The following is a 16,028-nucleotide window of genomic DNA, read 5'->3' on the forward strand; positions in this document are numbered from 1 at the left end:
CGGCGGCCCGTGGCCGCCGCGTCCGCAGTGCCTTGCGGCTCAGTGGACGTCTTTCCAGTATTCCTTCTTGAGCAGCGCCGCCAGGAAGGTGAACAGGGCCAGGAACAGCAGCACCCAGATACCGTAATGGTGGCGTTGCAGCGCCGCCGGCTCGGAGACGTATTGCAGGAAGCTGGTCAGGTCACGGGTGGCCTGCTGGAACTGCGCCGGGGTCATCTTGCCCGGGTGCGACAGCACCAGCTTCTCCACGCCCGCGGCTTCGCCATCCTTCGCCGGCTTCATCTGCGCGGTCTGCATGCCCTGCAGCTCCCACAGCGGGAACGGCATGGCGGCATTGGGCAAGGTGGTGTTGTTCCAGCCGATCGGGCTCTTCGGGTCGAGGTAGAAGGTGTTGAGGTAGGTGTAGACCCAGTCGGCGCCCTTGGCATCCACTTCCAGCGAGAGATCCGGCGGAGCCTTGCCGAACCACGTGCCGGCCAGCGCTGCCGGCATGTGCGAGACCACCGGCTCCTGGAACTTGGCGCCGGTGAAGTTGAGGTTCTTCATCACCTCGTCTTCGGTCAGGCCCAGGTCCTCGGCCATGCGCGAATAGCGCACGTACTTCAGCGAGTGGCAGCCGACGCAATAGTTGAAGAACAGCCGCGCGCCGCGTTGCAGCGAAGCCTGGTCGCGCACGTCGGCGCCGGACTTCATCAACTCGACCTTGGCGCTCTCGGCTGCGTGCGCCGGCAGCGTGCCGACGAACAGGCCGAGTGCCAGCGCGATACCGGAAAGAAAATGCTTCATCGTCGTTGGCAGCTTAGTCATGCGTGGTCACCCGATCCGGAACCGGCTTGGTCGTCTCCCAGCCGAAATAGGTATAGGCCCAGAGGAAAACGAAGAAACCGAAATACAGCAGCGTCATCAGCCGTCCGAACAGGTTCTCCCAGAACGTGAGGTCGACATTGCCGAACCACGCCGGGATGACCTCCGCCGTGACGCCTGCACCGACCGCACCGAGCCCGAAGAACGACAGCACGAAGACCGTCAGCGCCACCTTGTAGCCGGTGCCGCGGTAACGGATCGACTTGACCTTGCCGCGATCGAGCCAGGGCATCGCGAACAGCACCGCGATCGCGCTGAACATCGCCAGCACGCCCCACACGGCCGAGCCGAGGAAGGACGGAATCATGCGCACGATCGCGTAGAACGGAGTGAAGTACCACACCGGCTTGATCTCCGGCGGAGTCAGCAGGTTGTTGGCCGGGATCGCGTTGTCATGCTCCAGGAACCAGCCGCCGAACGTCGGCGCGAAGAAGATGATGAACGCGGCGATCAGCAGGAAGAAGCCCACGCCCACCAGATCCTTCACCGTGTAATACGGATGGAACGGGATGCCGTCGGCGGGCTTGAGCGCATCCCAGCGGTTGCCCTTGGGACCCTTCTTGATCTCCACGCCGTCCGGGTTGTTCGAGCCAACCTCGTGCAGCGCGGCGATGTGCAGCACCACCAGCAGCAGCAGCACCAGCGGCAGCGCGATCACGTGCAGCGCGAAGAAGCGGTTGAGCGTGGCATCGCCGGGCAGGAAGTCGCCCATGATCCACTGCTCCAGCCCCGAACCGATGTAGGGCAGCGTGCCGAACAGCGAGATGATCACCTTGGCGCCCCAGAACGACATGTTGCCCCACGGCAGCACGTAGCCCATGAAGGCCTCGGCCATCAGCACCAGGAAGATCAGCATGCCGAGCAGCCAGACCAGCTCGCGCGGCTTCTTGTACGAGCCGTACATCAGGCCGCGGAACATGTGCAGGAACACCACCACGAAGAACAGCGAGGCGCCGGTGGAGTGCATGTAGCGGATCAGCCAGCCCCACTCCACGTCACGCATGATGTACTGCACCGAGTCGAAGGCTCCCGCCGCGCTCGGGGTGTAGTTCATGGTGAGGAAGATGCCGGTGACGATCTGGTTGACCAGCACCAGCAGAGCCAGCGAACCGAAGTAGTACCAGAGGTTGAAGTTCTTCGGCGCGTAGTACTCGGTCATGTGGGCGCGGTACATCGGCATCATGCCGGGGGCGCGCTCGTTGACCCAGTCGCCGATGTTGCTGAATACGTTGGCCATCAGCCAGCCTCCTTCGGATCAACGCCAATCTGCACGGTGGTGTCGTCCACGAAGTGGTACGGCGGAACCTGCATGTTCTTCGGCGCCGGCACGTTCTTGTAGACCCGGCCCGCGATGTCGTAGCGCGAGTGGTGGCAGGGGCAGTAGTAGCCGCCTTTCCAGTTCGGGTCGAACGGCTCGGGCTTGATCTCGCCGTAGAAGTCCGGCACGCAGCCCAGGTGGGTGCAGATGCCGACCATCACCAGCCACTCGGGCTTGATCGAGCGCGTCTCGTTCTGCGCGTACTTGGGCTGCTGCTCGACCTCGGACTTGGGATCGACCAGCAGCGGGTCTTCCTTCGGCAACTGCGCCAGCTGGGCCGGCGTGCGGTTGACGATGAAGACCGGCAGGCTGCGCCAGGCCACGATCAGCTGCTGGCCCTTCTCGATCTTCTTGAGCGACTGGGTAACCGGAGCGCCGGCGGCCTTGGCCCGCGCGCTGGGCTCCCACGACTTGATGAAGGGCACTGCCGCCGAGACGACCCCGATGCCACCCACCACTGCGGTGGTTGCGGTCAGGAATCGGCGGCGGCCGTGGTCGACGACTTCGTTCGCCATCAGGCTCTCCGGTACTTGCAAGGTCATGCCAGGACGGGGTTTCAGGCCCCGCAAAAATCGCGTTAGTGTAGCGTCAGGGGCCGCGCCGTACAATAAACCGGATGCCTGCCGGACTCTGCCCGGTGCCTCCCCCGCCACGACTCGCCGGAACGTTCTCCCCGACATGAAACATGCCGCCGGCACCCTTCTGTTCATTGCCCGCTTCGTCATCCTTGGACTGGCGCTGGCCTTCGTGATCGGCCTGTTCTGGCCCGGCAGCGGCGAGCGCCTGCGCGCGCGCCTGGGGCTCGCTCCGGCGGCGGTCGCGCCGACCCGGCACGAGCAGGCGGGCGCGGCGCCGGTATCGTACGCCGACGCCGTGGCCGCCGCGGCACCGTCGGTGGTGAACATCTATGCCAACAAGATCGTCACCGAGCAAGCGCTGCGCATGTACGACAACCCGGTGCTGCAGCAGCTGTTCGGCGGCCAGCCGACGACCTACCAGCATCGCGAGCAGACGCTGGGCTCGGGCGTGATCGTCAGCGCCCGCGGCAACGACTACGTGCTGACCAACAACCACGTGATCGCCAACGCTGCCGATATCCAGGTGCTGCTTTACGACGGCCGCATCGCCAAGGCGCGGCTGGTCGGTTCCGACCGCGAGACCGACCTGGCCGTGCTCAAGATCGACGCCAGCAACCTGCCGGTGATCCACATGGCCGACCCCAGCCAGTTGCGCCCCGGCGACGTGGTGCTGGCGATCGGCAACCCGTTCGGCCTCAACCAGACCGTGACGATGGGCATCGTCAGCGCGATCGGGCGGCAGTTGAACAGTTCCAGCGCCGAGGACTTCATCCAGACCGATGCGGCCATCAACCTGGGCAACTCCGGCGGCGCGCTGGTCAACACGCAGGGGCAGCTGGTCGGCATCAATACCCTGCTGATCGGCAAGGGTCAGGCCGCCAACGCGGAGGGCATCGGTTTCGCGATCCCGGTGGCCACCGCCACCAAGGTGCTCGATCAATTGATCACCACCGGCCACGTGGTGCGCGGCTGGCTCGGTGCCGACTACGCCTTCGTGCCGGTGGCGGCGGACAGCGGCCTGCCCGCTGCCGCGCGCGGCGCACAGGTCATCGCGGTGTACTCCGGCGGTCCGGCCGCGCAGGCGGGGATCAAGCCGCGAGACATCCTGCTGCGCATCGGCAACGACGACATCATGGGCCCGGCCGACCTGCGCCGCCGCGAGGCCACGCTCAAGCCCGGCAGCCAGGTGCAGATCTCCGGCCTGCGTGACGGCACGCCGTTCCAGGTCACGGTCACGCTGGCACAGCGCCCGCCGATGGACGGCAGTCTCTCCAGCCAGCCCTGAGCGGGTCACCGCGGCGGGCGGGCGTCAGCCCGGCCCGCGCGAAGCCAGCGGCGGATGGATCGCCGCGCCGTAACGCTTGCGCAGGGTTTCCACCCGCTCCACGTAGACCTGGGTCTCCGCATACGGCGGCACGCCCTTGTAGCGCTGCACCGCCCCCGGCCCGGCGTTGTAGGCCGCTGCGGCCAGCCGCTCGCTGCCGTCGAAATCGCGCAGCAACAGGCTCAGGTAGCGGGCGCCGCCGCGGATGTTCTGGGCGGAATTGAAGGCATCGAGCACGCCCATGTCGCTGGCGGTGCCGGGCATCAGCTGCATCAGCCCCTGGGCGCCCTTGAGCGACAGCGCACGCGGGTTGAACGCACTCTCGGCATGGATGATCGCGCGCAGAAACGCCTCGTCGACGCCGTACTCGATGCTGGCCGCGCGGATCGTGTCGGCATACGCGTCTAGGTTCAGCGCCACGCGATCCCAGCGGATCGTCGAATGCAGGTTGCAGGCCACGCAGGTGGAGATGTAGCTGAACAGCATGGTCACCGCGCGGCCCTTGCCGCCGGCGGGACGCAGGTTGGTGTATTCCACGCTGCCGTCGGCGCGCACGATGCGATAGACCGCCCCGCGCAGCACGCGGTCGCCGGCGTCGGCCACCTTGGGCGCGACCGGCGCGGCGTCGGCATGGGCTTCGCGATACTGCCACTGGCCCGGCGTGCCGGCCGCCCTGGCCGCCAGCGGCAACTTCGCCGTGCTGACCGCCGAACTGCTCACCGCGGCCAGCGACTCGCGCTCTACCCGCGCCGTCTCGCGTGTCTGTGCGGTGCTCAGCGCGCCGCCTTGCACGCGCGCCAGCGACACCGGCCGGGCGCCATCGGCCGCAAGGCTCTGCGCCGTGGTGACCACCTGGCCGCTGACCGCGGTCAACGATGCGCGCGCGACCGGCGCGGCCCGGCGCGTCGCCTTCGGCTCGGCGTAGCTGCTGATTGCGCGGCAGCCGTGATACCCCGCCCGCTCGCTGCTGTACACGGTTTCGCCGCTGCTGCCGGTGCACTGGTACAAGGTGCCGGCGCGGGCCCCCGTGGCCAACAGGCAGGCAGCCAGCAGCGCGACCCCGACAAGGATCGAACGCAAGGGGAAACCGCGAACAGGCCGATCGACGCGTCCCCCGTGACTGGCGGCACCGGACATGGGCGCAGTGTGCCGCCACGCGCGGCCAGCGCCAAGTGCGCAAGTCTCATTCCACGACCGTGGCCAAGGCGGCGCCGCAAACTCCGTGGCGGCCGCAAGTGCTTGATCTGGCAGGCACACGGGCCGCGCAGTACACTGCGCGGTTCCGCGGATCGCGCATCCGCCCTGGAATCACGGTACCCACGCGATGAGCGGCAAGCTTTTCATCAAGACCCACGGCTGCCAGATGAACGAGTACGACTCGGCCAAGATGGCCGACGTGCTGAAGGCCTCGCACGGGCTGGAGCTGACCCAGGACGAGTCAGAGGCGGACGTGATCCTGATCAACACCTGCTCGATCCGCGAAAAGGCGCAGGAAAAGGTCTTCAGCCAGCTTGGCCGCTGGAAGCAGCACAAGCAGGACGGCCGGCAGGTGGTGATTGGCGTCGGCGGCTGCGTGGCAAGTCAGGAAGGCGCGGCGATCGTCAAGCGCGCGCCGTACGTGGATCTGGTGTTCGGCCCGCAGACCCTGCACCGCCTGCCCCAGCTGATCGAGGCGCAACGCGCCACCGGCAAGCCGCAGGTGGACATCAGCTTCCCCGAGATCGAGAAGTTCGACTGCCTGCCCGAGCCGCGCGCGGAAGGCCCGACCGCCTTCGTCTCGATCATGGAAGGCTGCTCGAAATACTGCAGCTACTGCGTGGTGCCGTACACCCGCGGCACCGAGATCAGCCGTCCGTTCGACGACGTGCTGGTGGAGGTGGCCAAGCTCGCCGCCCAGGGCGTGCGCGAGGTGAACCTGCTCGGCCAGAACGTCAATGCGTACCGCGGCCCCACCTTCGACGGCGGCGTCGCCGACCTCGCCGTGCTGATCCATGCGATCGCCCAGATCGACGGCATCGGTCGCATCCGCTTCACCACCTCGCATCCGCTGGAGTTCTCCGACTCGCTGATCGAGGCCTACGCCAACGTGCCGCAGCTGGCCAACTACCTGCACCTGCCGGTGCAGGCCGGTTCCGACCGCATCCTTTCGGCGATGAAGCGCGGCTACACCGCGCTGGAGTTCAAGCAGAAGATCCGCAAGCTGCGCGCGGTGCGACCGGACATCTGCGTGTCCACCGACATCATCGTCGGCTTCCCCGGCGAGAGCGGCGAGGATTTCGAGAAGACCATGAAGCTGGTCGACGACGTCGGCTTCGACCAGAGCTTCACCTTCATCTTCTCCGCGCGCCCCGGCACGCCGGCGGCGAACCTCGCCGATGACACGCCGATGGCGGTCAAGCACGAGCGCCTCGCGCGCCTGCAGGCCGCGATCAACGCGAACGCCAGGAAGATCAACGAGGCGATGGTCGGCTCCGTGCAGCGCGTGCTGGTGGAAAAGCCCAGTACCCGCAATCCGGACGAACTCAGCGGCCGCACCGAGAACATGCGCTACGTGAACTTCGCCGGCGACGCCCGCATGATCGGCCAGTTCGTCGACGTGGTGATCACCGACGCGATGAGCAATTCGCTGCGCGGGCGGGTGAAAACGTCCGACGACGCGGCCGCACTGGCGTCGTGAGCGAGCTGGTGATCCGGGAAATCGGCGCGGACGAGTTCGCTCGCGTGTGGCCGTTCTTCCAGGCGATCGCCGCTGGCGGCGAGACCTACACCTACCCGCGCGACATCAGCCTCGAACAGGCCCGTTCCATGTGGACCACGCCGCCCGCACGCTGCTTCGTGGCCGAACGCGACGGCCAGGCGCTGGGCTGTTACCGGCTGGCGCCCAACCAGATGGGGCCGGGTGACCACGTGGCCAACGGCAGCTACATGGTGGCGCCGCAAGCGCGCCGCCAGGGCGTGGCGTCGGCCTTGTGCGAGCACTCGCTGGAACAGGCGCGCCGAGCCGGCTTCCGCGCCATGCAGTTCAATGCCGTCGTCGCCAGCAATACCACCGCCGTGCGGCTGTGGCAGCGCCACGGCTTCCGCATCGTTGGCCAGGTGCCCGGTGCGTTCCGCCACGCCCAGCTCGGCCCCACCGATCTGTACGTGATGCACCGCATGCTGTGAGCGCGAGGCGGCACGCGGAACGGCAGGTCAGTCCAGCCGCTTGCGGAAGCGCAATATCGCCAGCGCCATCATCGCCAGCGTGAACACCGCCAGCGCCAGCACGTCGAGCCACATCTCCCACAAGCCCGCGCCGCGCAGCATCACGCCACGGATCAGGCGCAGGAAATGGGTCAGCGGCAAGACTTCCGCGAGCCACTGCACCAGCTTCGGCATGCCGGCGAACGGGAACATGAAGCCCGACAGCAGGATCGACGGCAGGAACACGAAGAACGTCATCTGCATCGCCTGGAACTGCGACTGCGCACGCGTCGAGATCAGCAGGCCCAATGCAAGGTTGGCGAGGATCAGCAGGCCCGACGCCAGGTACACGTCGAGCACGCTGCCCAGGATCGGCACCGCGAACAGCCACGTGCCGAGCGCCAGGATCACGCTGGTCTGCACCAGGCCGATCGCCACGTACGGCAGCACCTTGCCGATCATGAGCTCCGAGCTGGTCAGCGGCGTGGCGATCAGCAGCTCCATGTTGCCGCGCTCGCGTTCGCGCACGATCGTGATGGCGGTGAACAGCACCATCGTCATGGTCAGGATCACGCCGATCAGGCCGGGCACGATGTTGACCGCCGAGCGCCGCTGCGGGTTGTAGAAGGCGACCATGCTGATCCGCCCGCCGACCGGCGTGCTGGTGGCCGGCGCGCGCATGTCGGGTGCGGCGCTGTCGATCGGCACCTGCATCAGTTGCGCGGCGGCGGCCTGCACCGCCGTATCGCTGCCGTCGACCAGGATCTGCGCCACCGCCCGGCCGTCGATGCGGCGGCGCTCGAAATCCGGCGGCACCACGATGCCGATGCCGACCTGCCCGCGGCGGATCATCGCCATCAGCTCCTGCGGCGTGTCCGCCTGCGCCACCGGCGCCACCACGCCGGTGGCGAGCATGTCCATCACCAATGCGCGCGAACCGGCGGTGTTCGCCTGGTCGACGATGCCCGCGTCGAGTCCGCGCAGGTTGGTGTTGATCGCGTAGCCGAACAGCACCAGCTGGATCACCGGGATGCCCACCACCATCGCCAGCGTGATGCGGTCGCGGCGCAGCTGGCGCAGCTCCTTGACCACGATCGCCCACAGCCGCCGCCCGTTCATGCGGCGCGCTCCGCGTCGCGGCGCGTGGCGGCGACGAACACGTCTTCGAGATTCGGCGGCGTCGCCGTCAGCGCGGCCTGGTGCCCCGTCGTCGCCAGCGCCTTGTCCATGTCCGGCGTGGCGCCGTCGGCGTCGGTCAGCACGCGCAGGATGTTGCCGACCTGGGCCACGCCGAGCACGCCCGCCACGCCGGCGAGCGCGCGCTGGGCGGCCCGCGGGTCGTCCGTTTCGACGGTGAAGGTGCGCCCTTCCAGTTGCGCGGTCAGCTCGCGCGGCGTGCCGTCGGCGACCAGTGCGCCGCGGTCGAGGATGGCCAACCGGTGGCAGCGCTCGGCCTCGTCCATCAGGTGGGTGGAGACCAGCAGCGTGGTGCCGGCATCGGCCAGCTCGAAGAGTTTTTCCCAGAAATCGCGGCGCGATTCCGGGTCGACCGCGCTGGTCGGCTCGTCGAGAAACAGCAATTGCGGCTCGTGCAGCACCGCACAGGCCAGCGCCAGGCGCTGCTTCTGGCCGCCACTGAGGGTGCCGGCCAGTTGCCGCTGGCGATCGCCGAAGTGGTATTGCTCGATCAGCTCGTCGACGCGGCGTTTCGTCTTCGTCTTCGGCACGCCTTGGATGGCGGCGAGGAACTCCAGGTTCTCGCGCACGCCGAGGTCCTCGAACAGCGAGAACTTCTGTGTCATGTAGCCGATGTGCGAACGCAATTCGTCGGCCTGCGCCGGAATCTTCAGGCCGAGCACCTCGATCTCGCCCTCGCTTGGCGTGAGCAAGCCGCACAGCATGCGGATGGTGGTGGACTTGCCCGAGCCGTTCGGCCCGAGGAAGCCGTAGACGCGCCGCGCCGGCACGTCGAGGTCGACGTGATCGACCGCCACCAGCTTGCCGAAGCGCCGGGTCAAACCGCGGGCGCGGATCGCCACGCCTTCGGCGCCGGCATTCATTTCGCCGGTCCGCGGAACTCGACGCGCACCGGCAGGCCGGCGGGCAGTTCCGCCGCGTCCGCACCCAGCGCGACTTCGGCGAGGTAGCTGAGCCGCGCCGCGTCGTCGCCGATCAGTGCGTAATACGGGGTGAAATCCGGTTCGCTGCGGATCATGCGCAGCTTGCCGGCATAAGGTTTTTCGCGGTCGGCCACGAACACGTCGATGGCGTCGCCGACGTGCATGCCTGCGCGCTGCTGCACCGGCACGTAGATGCGCGCGTACGGCGCGTCGCCGGCCAGCAGGATCGCCAGCGGCGCGCCGACCGGCGCCTGGTCGCCCAGCCGGTACGGCAGAGCGTCGATGCGCCCGGCGCGCGGCGCCACGACGGCCAGCTTGCCCAGCAGCACCTGCTGCGCGCTCATTTGCGCCTCCGCCGCCGCGACCGCGGCTTGCGCCTGGGCGAGCTGCTCCGGACGCGTGCCGTGCAACAACTCGTCGAGCGCTGCGCGTGCGGCCGATGTCTGACCCTCGGCGTTGCCCGCCGCGGCGCGGGCGCGGTCGAGATCGGCCGCGGCCACGTAACCATTGCCTTTCAGGGACGCCAGCCGCGCGTAATAAGCCCGCGCCTCGCGTGCCTGCGCCTGCACCGCGGCCAGATTCGCGCGAGCCTTGGCGATGTCCTCGCGGCGCGGCCCGGCCTGGAGTTCGGCCAGGAGTTCGCGTTGCTGCTCCAGCTGGGCCTGGGCCGCTGCGAGCTGGGCGCGGGTATGCGCGGGGTCCAGTTGCAGCAGCGGCTGGCCCGCCCTGACCTGCTCGCCCTCGCGCACGTCGATCGCCACGATGCGCTCGGCGGCCGGCGCCGGCAGCGTGATGCGGTCGAACTCGAGCGTACCCAGCGCCTGCGGCACCCGCTTGCTGCAACCAGCGGGAACGACGAGCACCAGCGCCGCCAGCGACTGGCAGATCACGGTCGTGAACTTCATGCGGGTTCTCCACGTTTCGTCGTGCCGACGCCCTGCCCCAGCAAGGCCAGCGTGTGTTGAAGCATGGTCTCGGGGCCGAGTGACTCGGCATCGAATGCGCGTCGCCAGATCGGCGCACCGGCAGCAGGGAACAGGGTCAGGCCGACCAGCGAGACGACCAGCAGGCGTGGGTCCAGCGCCGGGTTCAGCCGTCCATTTGCCTGCGCCGCGGCGAAGCGTTGCGCCAGCAGCTGCGGCACGCCCGGCACGGCGCGGTCGAACAGTACCTCACGCAGCGCACCGCCCTCGCACAGCACTTCGCGCACCCACAGCGGCGGCAGCCAGGGATGGCTTGCCACGACGTCGCTGATCCCGCGCACGAATGCTTCGGTCAACGCGACCGGGTCACCGCCGGCGTGCTCCAGCTGCGCGCGCAGCGGCGCCAGCGCCGGCAGCAGGCGCTCGTCGATCACGGCATGCAGCAGCCGCGCCTTGTCGCCGAAGTAGTAATGCAGCATCGCCGGGGTAACGCCCGCCTCGGTGGCGATTGCCCGCAACGAGGTGGCGGCGATGCCTGTGCGCGCGAACTGCCCCAACGCCGCATCCAGCAGATGCCGGCGCAGATCCTGCTCGTCGCCGCTGGGGCGTCCGGCGCGGCGCGGCGGTTTTGCGCGTTTGCCTGAAATAGTCATGAGCCTAAATTAATTCATCGTTTAATTATTTGCAAACCCATCAGCGCCGACCGCCACCGGCATGGTCCTTCCGGCGCCTGCGCGCTACGCTCGCGCCCCTATGAGCGAACTCAACCAGCGCGACTTCACCCTCGACCCCGACGACAACGCCCGCCTCGCCAACCTGTGCGGGCCGTTCGACGAGCACCTGCGCCAGATCGAGCTGCGCCTCGGCGTGGAGATCAACCACCGCGGCAGCATCTTCCAGGTGATCGGCGAGAACCCGCCGGCGCGCGCCGCCGAAAATGTGCTGCGCGCGCTGTACGCCAGCACCGCCGGCGAGGCGCTGACCGGCGCGAAGATCAACCTGCATCTGGCCGAATCGGGCATCGACGCGATCACCGAGTCGGCCGCCGAAGGCGCCCAGGAAGTGGTCATCAAGGTCAAGCGCGGCGTGATCAAGGGCCGCGGCCCGAACCAGGCGCGCTACCTGCACGCCATCGCCAGCCACGACATCAACTTCGGCGTGGGCCCGGCCGGCACCGGCAAGACCTACCTGGCCGTGGCCAGCGCGGTCGAGGCGCTGGAGGCGAACCGGGTGCAGCGGCTGATCCTGGTGCGCCCGGCGGTGGAGGCCGGCGAGAAGCTGGGCTTCCTGCCCGGCGATCTGTCACAGAAGGTCGATCCCTACCTGCGTCCGCTGTACGACGCGCTGTACGAGATGCTCGGCTTCGAGAAGGTGGCCAAGCTGATCGAGCGCAACGTGATCGAGATCGCGCCGCTGGCGTACATGCGCGGGCGCACCTTGAACGATTCCTACGTGATCCTCGACGAGGCGCAGAACACCACGGTCGAGCAGATGAAGATGTTCCTCACCCGGATCGGCTTCGGCACGGTGGCGGTGATCACCGGCGACGTCACCCAGGTCGACCTGCCGCGCAACACGCGCTCCGGATTGCGCCAGGCGATCGAAGTGCTGCGCGGCGTGGCCGGCATCAGCTTCACCTTCTTCACCTCGCGCGACGTGGTGCGCCATCCGCTGGTGGCCAAGATCGTGCGCGCCTACGAGGCGTTCGAGGAAGCAGGGAATGGGGAATCGGGAATAGAGAATAGGGAAAAGCACTGACTCTCAATCTCCGCTTCGGACGCCCAGACATGCCTCGCCCCGCTCTTGCCATTCCCCATTCCCTATTCCCTATTCCCACCCTTGTCCACCTCGGCTACGCCGTGCCGCGTGCCGGCCTGCCCGCACCGGCCAGCTTCCGCCGCTGGGTCGAGGCGGCCTTGCGCGGAGCCAAACGGCGCAAGCCGGCCGAGCTTTCCATCCGCATCGTCGATGCCGCAGAGGGCCGTACGCTCAACCGCGACTACCGCGGCAAGGACTACGCCACCAATGTGCTGTCGTTCCCCGCCGAGCTGCCGCCCGGCGTGGTGCTGCCGCTGATCGGGGATCTGGCGATCTGCGCGCCGGTGGTGCTGCGCGAGGCCGCCGAACAGGGCAAATTGCCGCGCGACCACTGGGCCCATCTCACGGTACACGGCGTGCTGCACCTGCTCGGCTACGACCACATCGTGGAGACCGAGGCCGAGGCCATGGAAGCGCTGGAAACACGCATCCTGGCCGGCCTCGGGATCGCCGACCCGTACACCTGAATGCTGCAGGGCGGACCCGGCCCGCCGCCATTTCGCCGTACGACGATGACGGGCCGTGCCCGCCCTGCGCGGCCCCCGGGCGATCGCGCATACCGTGCGCCCCTGCCGGGCCGGGATGGATTTTTCCGCTAGAATCAAGCTTCCGCCCGCGTCCGGGCTGATTTTCAACGAGTGATGAACGACGACCCTGGCAGTACCAGCGGCCCGGCCCACCGCACCTGGTGGGATCGACTGGGCCACCTGTTTTCCGGCGAGCCGCGCAACCGCAACGAGTTGCTTGAGGAGTTGCGCGCCGCGCAGAGCAACGGCCTGCTCTCCGTCGACACCCTCACCATGGTCGAGGGGGCGATCAAGGTCACCGAGCTGGATGTCGACGACGTCATGGTGCCGCGCGCGCAGATCGTGATGCTCGCGGCGGACTCTTCCCTGTCCGACCTGCTGGCCACCGTGGTCGAATCCGGCCACTCGCGCTTCCCCGTGCACGGCGAGGACAAGGACGAGATCCTCGGCATCCTGCTGGCCAAGGATCTGCTGAAGTACTTCGGCGCGACCGAACACTTCGACATCCGCTCGATCCTGCGCCCGGCCGTGCTGATCCCCGAGTCGATGCGGCTCAACGTGCTGCTGGAGGAGTTCCGCCTCAGCCGCAACCACATGGCGCTGGTGGTCAATGAATACGGCGGCGTCGCCGGCCTGGTGACCATCGAGGACGTGCTGGAGGAGATCGTCGGCGAGATCGACGACGAGCACGACGACGAGGAAGAACCCGAGCTGATGCACGAACAGCCCGGCGGCGACTGGCTGGTGAGCGCGCTGACCCCGATCGAGGATTTCAACGAGCAGACCGGCGCCGGCTTCCCCGACGAGGAATACGACACCGTCGGCGGCATGGTCACCGCCGAATTCGGCCACCTGCCCGAGGTCGGCGAAGAAGTCGCGATGGGCGACTACCTGTTCCACGTCACCGCGGCGGACGACCGCCGCGTGCAGCAGTTCCGCGTGGTCCGGCAACCCGGCCTGCTGGCCTCCTGATCCGGCGCATGGACCCGCTCCGCCGAATCGCCGTCATGTTCGCCCTGCTCGTGCTCACCGCACTGGCACCGGCGCACGCCGGCATCGCCGAGGCGCCCGGCACCGACCTCGAGGTGTCGCTGGTGACCTACGGCCCCGGCGACATCTACTGGGAGCGCTTCGGCCACGACGCCATCGAGGTGCGCGATCGGGTCTCGGGCGAGTCGGTCAATTTCAACTACGGCGTGTTCGACTTCGAGGAAAAGAACTTTCTCCTCAACTTCGCGCGCGGCCGCATGCATTACATGATGGACGCCGAAGCCAGCGCGCCGGAGGAGGCCTACTACGCCGAAGTCGGCCGCTCGGTGACACGCCAACGGCTGGCGCTGGACGCCGACCAGGCCGCCCGCCTGCGCGACGACCTGCTGTGGAACCTGCGCCCGCAGAACGCCGTCTACGACTACGACTACTACGCCGACAACTGCACCACCCGCGTGCGCGACGCCTTCGATCGCGCACTCGACGGCGCCGTGAAAAGCCAGTTGCAGGCGCGTGCTGGCGAATTCACCTATCGCCAGCAGACGGTGCGGCTGATGAGCGCGCAACCCTGGCTGATGCTGATGCTGGACCTGGGCCTGGGGCCCTACGCCGACCAGCCGTTGACGGCGTGGCAGGAGAGTTTCCTGCCCGCCGTCCTGCAAACGCAATTGCGCCACGTGCAGATCACCGGGCCGGGCGGCGACAGCCGACCGCTGGTAAAGGACGAGCGCGTGGTGTCGCCCAACCGCCTCGTTCCGCCGCCGGCCTCGCCGCCCGACCTGCGCATGCCATTGGGCGCGGCGGGCCTGCTGCTGGGTGCGTTGCTGCTGGCCACGCGGCTGTGGTGGCCGCTCGGCCATGCCCTGCTCGGCACGCTGTTCCTGCTGCTGGCCGGTCTTGTCGGCGTGGTGTTGCTGGGCCTGTGGACGCTGACCACGCACCACTCCGCCTGGGCCAACGCCAACCTGCTGCTGTTCAATCCGTTGGCGTGGCTGCTGCTGCCCACGCTGTGGCGCACGCGTCGCGGCTTCGCCGCCTCGCGCTTCGTCGACGGCCTGATCGTGCTGCAGTTGCTGGCCATGCTCGCCGCGCTCGCGCTGCACCTGCTGCCCGGCACGGTGCAGCAGAACCAGCCGTGGCTGCTGTTCGCGCTGCCGTGCTGGCTGGCGCTGGCGTGGGGCCTGCGCCGCAACCGCTGACCCCGCGCGCGTTGCCCCGCCACGACGGGCACGGCATCATGGGGCATGCTCCCGACCTCGCCATCGCCTGCTGCACTTGCGCCCGTTGCCGAACCGATGGTGGTCAACTGCATCGCCTACCAACGCGACGGCACGCGCCTCGGCGAAATCAGCCTGGACGCCATCAGCGACGTGCTGGCAGCGCCGGACACCTTCGTCTGGGTCGGCCTGCACGAGCCGGACGAGCCGCTGCTGGAAAAACTGCAGGAGGAGTTCTGCCTGCATGACCTGGCAATCGAGGACGCGCACACCGCCCACCAGCGCACCAAGATCGAGACCTACGGCGACTCCCTGTTCCTGGTGGTGCAGACCGCGCAGCTGATCGAGGCCGAGCTGAAGTTCGGCGAGACGCAGATCTTCCTCGGCGCGCGCTACCTGGTCACTGTGCGCCACGGTGCCTCGCTGTCGTACGCCCCGGCGCGGCGTGCCTGCGAGAACGTGCCCGAGCTGCTCGCCAACGGACCCAGCTATGGTCTCTACGGCGTGCTCGACCTGATCGTCGACAACCTGCTGCCGATCGTGCGCGACTTCCGCGAAGAGCTGGGCCTGCTCGAGCAGGACATCTTCGCCGAGACCTTCAAGCGCAGCACGGTGCACCGGCTCTACGACATGCAGCGCGACCTGATGACGCTTCGTCTGGCCGTGGCCCCGCTGCAGGACATCACCAGCCAGCTGGTGCGGCTGCACCAGGGTCTGATCCCCGACGAGCTGCGGCCCTACTTCCGCGACGTCTACGACCACGTGTTCCGCGTCAACGAATCGATCAGCGCAATGCGCGAAATGCTCACCGCCGCGATCAACGTCAACCTCTCGCTGGTCACCTTCGGCCAGAACGAGGTGATGAAGAAACTCGCCGGCTGGGCCGCCATGCTGGCCGCGCCGACCCTGCTCACCAGCTGGTACGGCATGAACTTCCAGCACATGCCCGAGCTGGGTCAGCCGTGGGCATACCCGGCGATCATCGTGGTGATGGCCGGCGTGGTGGGCGGCATCTACGCGGCCCTGAAGCGCAACAAGTGGCTGTGACGCCCGTTCGACCCCGCTGACGACCTGATCCGCGCCCGCCCGCACTGCCGCGGCGCCCCCTGCCGGGCCCTGTCCCGCCGTCCCGCTCCGGCGGCGATGGGGCGCGGGGCTAAAGATTT

At 68.1% G+C, this 16,028-nt stretch carries 16 protein-coding genes; 8 read left to right on the top strand and 8 right to left on the bottom strand.

All coding sequences use genetic code 11. The annotated features are described in order from the left end of the window. Positions 1 to 39: 39 nt before the first annotated feature. The 3 genes from ACVCMI_RS14420 to petA are packed head-to-tail and all read right to left on the bottom strand — an operon-like array spanning position 40 to position 2,697. Positions 40 to 807, bottom strand: coding sequence for a cytochrome c1 (locus ACVCMI_RS14420; RefSeq protein ID WP_447098358.1), 768 nt, complete (start codon positions 805 to 807; stop codon positions 40 to 42). Then, the gene (locus tag ACVCMI_RS14425; protein ID WP_395119772.1) at positions 800 to 2,101 is read right to left on the bottom strand and encodes a cytochrome b; all 1,302 of its coding nucleotides are present in this window, start codon (positions 2,099 to 2,101) and stop codon (positions 800 to 802) included. The genes ACVCMI_RS14420 and ACVCMI_RS14425 overlap by 8 nt, the downstream gene beginning before the upstream one ends. Next, the gene (gene petA, locus ACVCMI_RS14430) at positions 2,101 to 2,697 is read right to left on the bottom strand and encodes a ubiquinol-cytochrome c reductase iron-sulfur subunit (protein WP_136257406.1); all 597 of its coding nucleotides are present in this window, start codon (positions 2,695 to 2,697) and stop codon (positions 2,101 to 2,103) included. Before petA ends, ACVCMI_RS14425 begins: the two co-directional genes overlap by 1 nt. Positions 2,698 to 2,860: 163 nt before the next feature. Here petA and ACVCMI_RS14435 point away from each other — a divergent pair, with 163 nt between their 5' ends. After that, complete coding sequence (locus ACVCMI_RS14435) at positions 2,861 to 4,045, top strand: S1C family serine protease (RefSeq protein WP_395119773.1); 1,185 nt, start codon at positions 2,861 to 2,863, stop codon at positions 4,043 to 4,045. A 24-nt stretch (positions 4,046 to 4,069) separates the two neighbouring features. On the opposite strand, the gene ACVCMI_RS14440 is transcribed toward ACVCMI_RS14435, so the two are convergent. Then, entirely contained in the window at positions 4,070 to 5,164 is a 1,095-nt protein-coding gene (locus ACVCMI_RS14440; protein ID WP_447098357.1) for a lytic transglycosylase domain-containing protein, read from the bottom strand. A 244-nt stretch (positions 5,165 to 5,408) separates the two neighbouring features. Here ACVCMI_RS14440 and miaB point away from each other — a divergent pair, with 244 nt between their 5' ends. Both miaB and ACVCMI_RS14450 read left to right on the top strand, forming a co-directional pair. Beyond that, positions 5,409 to 6,761 (top strand): tRNA (N6-isopentenyl adenosine(37)-C2)-methylthiotransferase MiaB, encoded by a 1,353-nt coding sequence (gene miaB / locus ACVCMI_RS14445; RefSeq protein ID WP_447098356.1) that lies wholly within the window; start codon positions 5,409 to 5,411, stop codon positions 6,759 to 6,761. Continuing rightward, entirely contained in the window at positions 6,758 to 7,249 is a 492-nt protein-coding gene (locus tag ACVCMI_RS14450; protein WP_395119776.1) for a GNAT family N-acetyltransferase, read from the top strand. Before miaB ends, ACVCMI_RS14450 begins: the two co-directional genes overlap by 4 nt. Positions 7,250 to 7,276: 27 nt before the next feature. Here ACVCMI_RS14450 and ACVCMI_RS14455 read toward each other — a convergent pair whose 3' ends face one another. The 4 genes from ACVCMI_RS14455 to ACVCMI_RS14470 are packed head-to-tail and all read right to left on the bottom strand — an operon-like array spanning position 7,277 to position 10,963. After that, on the bottom strand, positions 7,277 to 8,386 hold the full coding sequence (locus tag ACVCMI_RS14455) for an ABC transporter permease (protein WP_447098355.1): 1,110 nt from the start codon (positions 8,384 to 8,386) through the stop codon (positions 7,277 to 7,279). Then, a complete protein-coding gene (locus tag ACVCMI_RS14460) occupies positions 8,383 to 9,327 on the bottom strand; it encodes an ABC transporter ATP-binding protein (RefSeq protein WP_395119778.1) in 945 nt (314 codons plus the stop codon). The genes ACVCMI_RS14455 and ACVCMI_RS14460 overlap by 4 nt, the downstream gene beginning before the upstream one ends. Beyond that, a complete protein-coding gene (locus ACVCMI_RS14465; RefSeq protein ID WP_447098354.1) occupies positions 9,324 to 10,292 on the bottom strand; it encodes an HlyD family secretion protein in 969 nt (322 codons plus the stop codon). Before ACVCMI_RS14465 ends, ACVCMI_RS14460 begins: the two co-directional genes overlap by 4 nt. Next, the gene (locus ACVCMI_RS14470) at positions 10,289 to 10,963 is read right to left on the bottom strand and encodes a TetR/AcrR family transcriptional regulator (protein ID WP_447098353.1); all 675 of its coding nucleotides are present in this window, start codon (positions 10,961 to 10,963) and stop codon (positions 10,289 to 10,291) included. The genes ACVCMI_RS14465 and ACVCMI_RS14470 overlap by 4 nt, the downstream gene beginning before the upstream one ends. A 100-nt stretch (positions 10,964 to 11,063) precedes the next feature. Between ACVCMI_RS14470 and ACVCMI_RS14475 the strand changes: the two genes are divergently transcribed. From ACVCMI_RS14475 to ACVCMI_RS14495, 5 genes are all read left to right on the top strand, one after another. After that, complete coding sequence (locus ACVCMI_RS14475; protein WP_447098352.1) at positions 11,064 to 12,068, top strand: PhoH family protein; 1,005 nt, start codon at positions 11,064 to 11,066, stop codon at positions 12,066 to 12,068. A gap of 29 nt (positions 12,069 to 12,097) precedes the next feature. Beyond that, the gene (gene ybeY / locus ACVCMI_RS14480) at positions 12,098 to 12,595 is read left to right on the top strand and encodes an rRNA maturation RNase YbeY (RefSeq protein ID WP_447098351.1); all 498 of its coding nucleotides are present in this window, start codon (positions 12,098 to 12,100) and stop codon (positions 12,593 to 12,595) included. 174 nt (positions 12,596 to 12,769) lie between these two features. Next, positions 12,770 to 13,627, top strand: coding sequence for an HlyC/CorC family transporter (locus ACVCMI_RS14485; RefSeq protein ID WP_395119783.1), 858 nt, complete (start codon positions 12,770 to 12,772; stop codon positions 13,625 to 13,627). A gap of 35 nt (positions 13,628 to 13,662) precedes the next feature. Continuing rightward, positions 13,663 to 14,844, top strand: coding sequence for a lipoprotein N-acyltransferase Lnb domain-containing protein (locus ACVCMI_RS14490; protein ID WP_447098350.1), 1,182 nt, complete (start codon positions 13,663 to 13,665; stop codon positions 14,842 to 14,844). 45 nt (positions 14,845 to 14,889) lie between these two features. Next, positions 14,890 to 15,909: a magnesium and cobalt transport protein CorA gene (locus ACVCMI_RS14495; protein ID WP_395119785.1), complete on the top strand. Its 1,020-nt coding sequence runs from the start codon at positions 14,890 to 14,892 to the stop codon at positions 15,907 to 15,909. The last annotated feature ends 119 nt before the right edge of the window (positions 15,910 to 16,028 follow it).

The organism is Rhodanobacter sp. UC4448_H15, from assembly GCF_052978265.1.

Excerpts from the sequence above, each read along its gene's own strand:
- ACVCMI_RS14420 (WP_447098358.1), bottom strand. The coding sequence starts at position 807 with ATGACTAAGCTGCCAACGACGATGAAGCATTTTCTTTCCGGTATCGCG.
- ACVCMI_RS14425 (WP_395119772.1), bottom strand. The coding sequence starts at position 2,101 with ATGGCCAACGTATTCAGCAACATCGGCGACTGGGTCAACGAGCGCGCC.
- petA (WP_136257406.1), bottom strand. The coding sequence starts at position 2,697 with ATGGCGAACGAAGTCGTCGACCACGGCCGCCGCCGATTCCTGACCGCA.
- ACVCMI_RS14435 (WP_395119773.1), top strand. The coding sequence starts at position 2,861 with ATGAAACATGCCGCCGGCACCCTTCTGTTCATTGCCCGCTTCGTCATC.
- miaB (WP_447098356.1), top strand. The coding sequence starts at position 5,409 with ATGAGCGGCAAGCTTTTCATCAAGACCCACGGCTGCCAGATGAACGAG.
- ACVCMI_RS14455 (WP_447098355.1), bottom strand. The coding sequence starts at position 8,386 with ATGAACGGGCGGCGGCTGTGGGCGATCGTGGTCAAGGAGCTGCGCCAG.
- ACVCMI_RS14460 (WP_395119778.1), bottom strand. The coding sequence starts at position 9,327 with ATGAATGCCGGCGCCGAAGGCGTGGCGATCCGCGCCCGCGGTTTGACC.
- ACVCMI_RS14465 (WP_447098354.1), bottom strand. The coding sequence starts at position 10,292 with ATGAAGTTCACGACCGTGATCTGCCAGTCGCTGGCGGCGCTGGTGCTC.
- ACVCMI_RS14470 (WP_447098353.1), bottom strand. The coding sequence starts at position 10,963 with ATGACTATTTCAGGCAAACGCGCAAAACCGCCGCGCCGCGCCGGACGC.
- ACVCMI_RS14475 (WP_447098352.1), top strand. The coding sequence starts at position 11,064 with ATGAGCGAACTCAACCAGCGCGACTTCACCCTCGACCCCGACGACAAC.
- ybeY (WP_447098351.1), top strand. The coding sequence starts at position 12,098 with ATGCCTCGCCCCGCTCTTGCCATTCCCCATTCCCTATTCCCTATTCCC.
- ACVCMI_RS14485 (WP_395119783.1), top strand. The coding sequence starts at position 12,770 with ATGAACGACGACCCTGGCAGTACCAGCGGCCCGGCCCACCGCACCTGG.
- ACVCMI_RS14490 (WP_447098350.1), top strand. The coding sequence starts at position 13,663 with ATGTTCGCCCTGCTCGTGCTCACCGCACTGGCACCGGCGCACGCCGGC.
- ACVCMI_RS14495 (WP_395119785.1), top strand. The coding sequence starts at position 14,890 with ATGCTCCCGACCTCGCCATCGCCTGCTGCACTTGCGCCCGTTGCCGAA.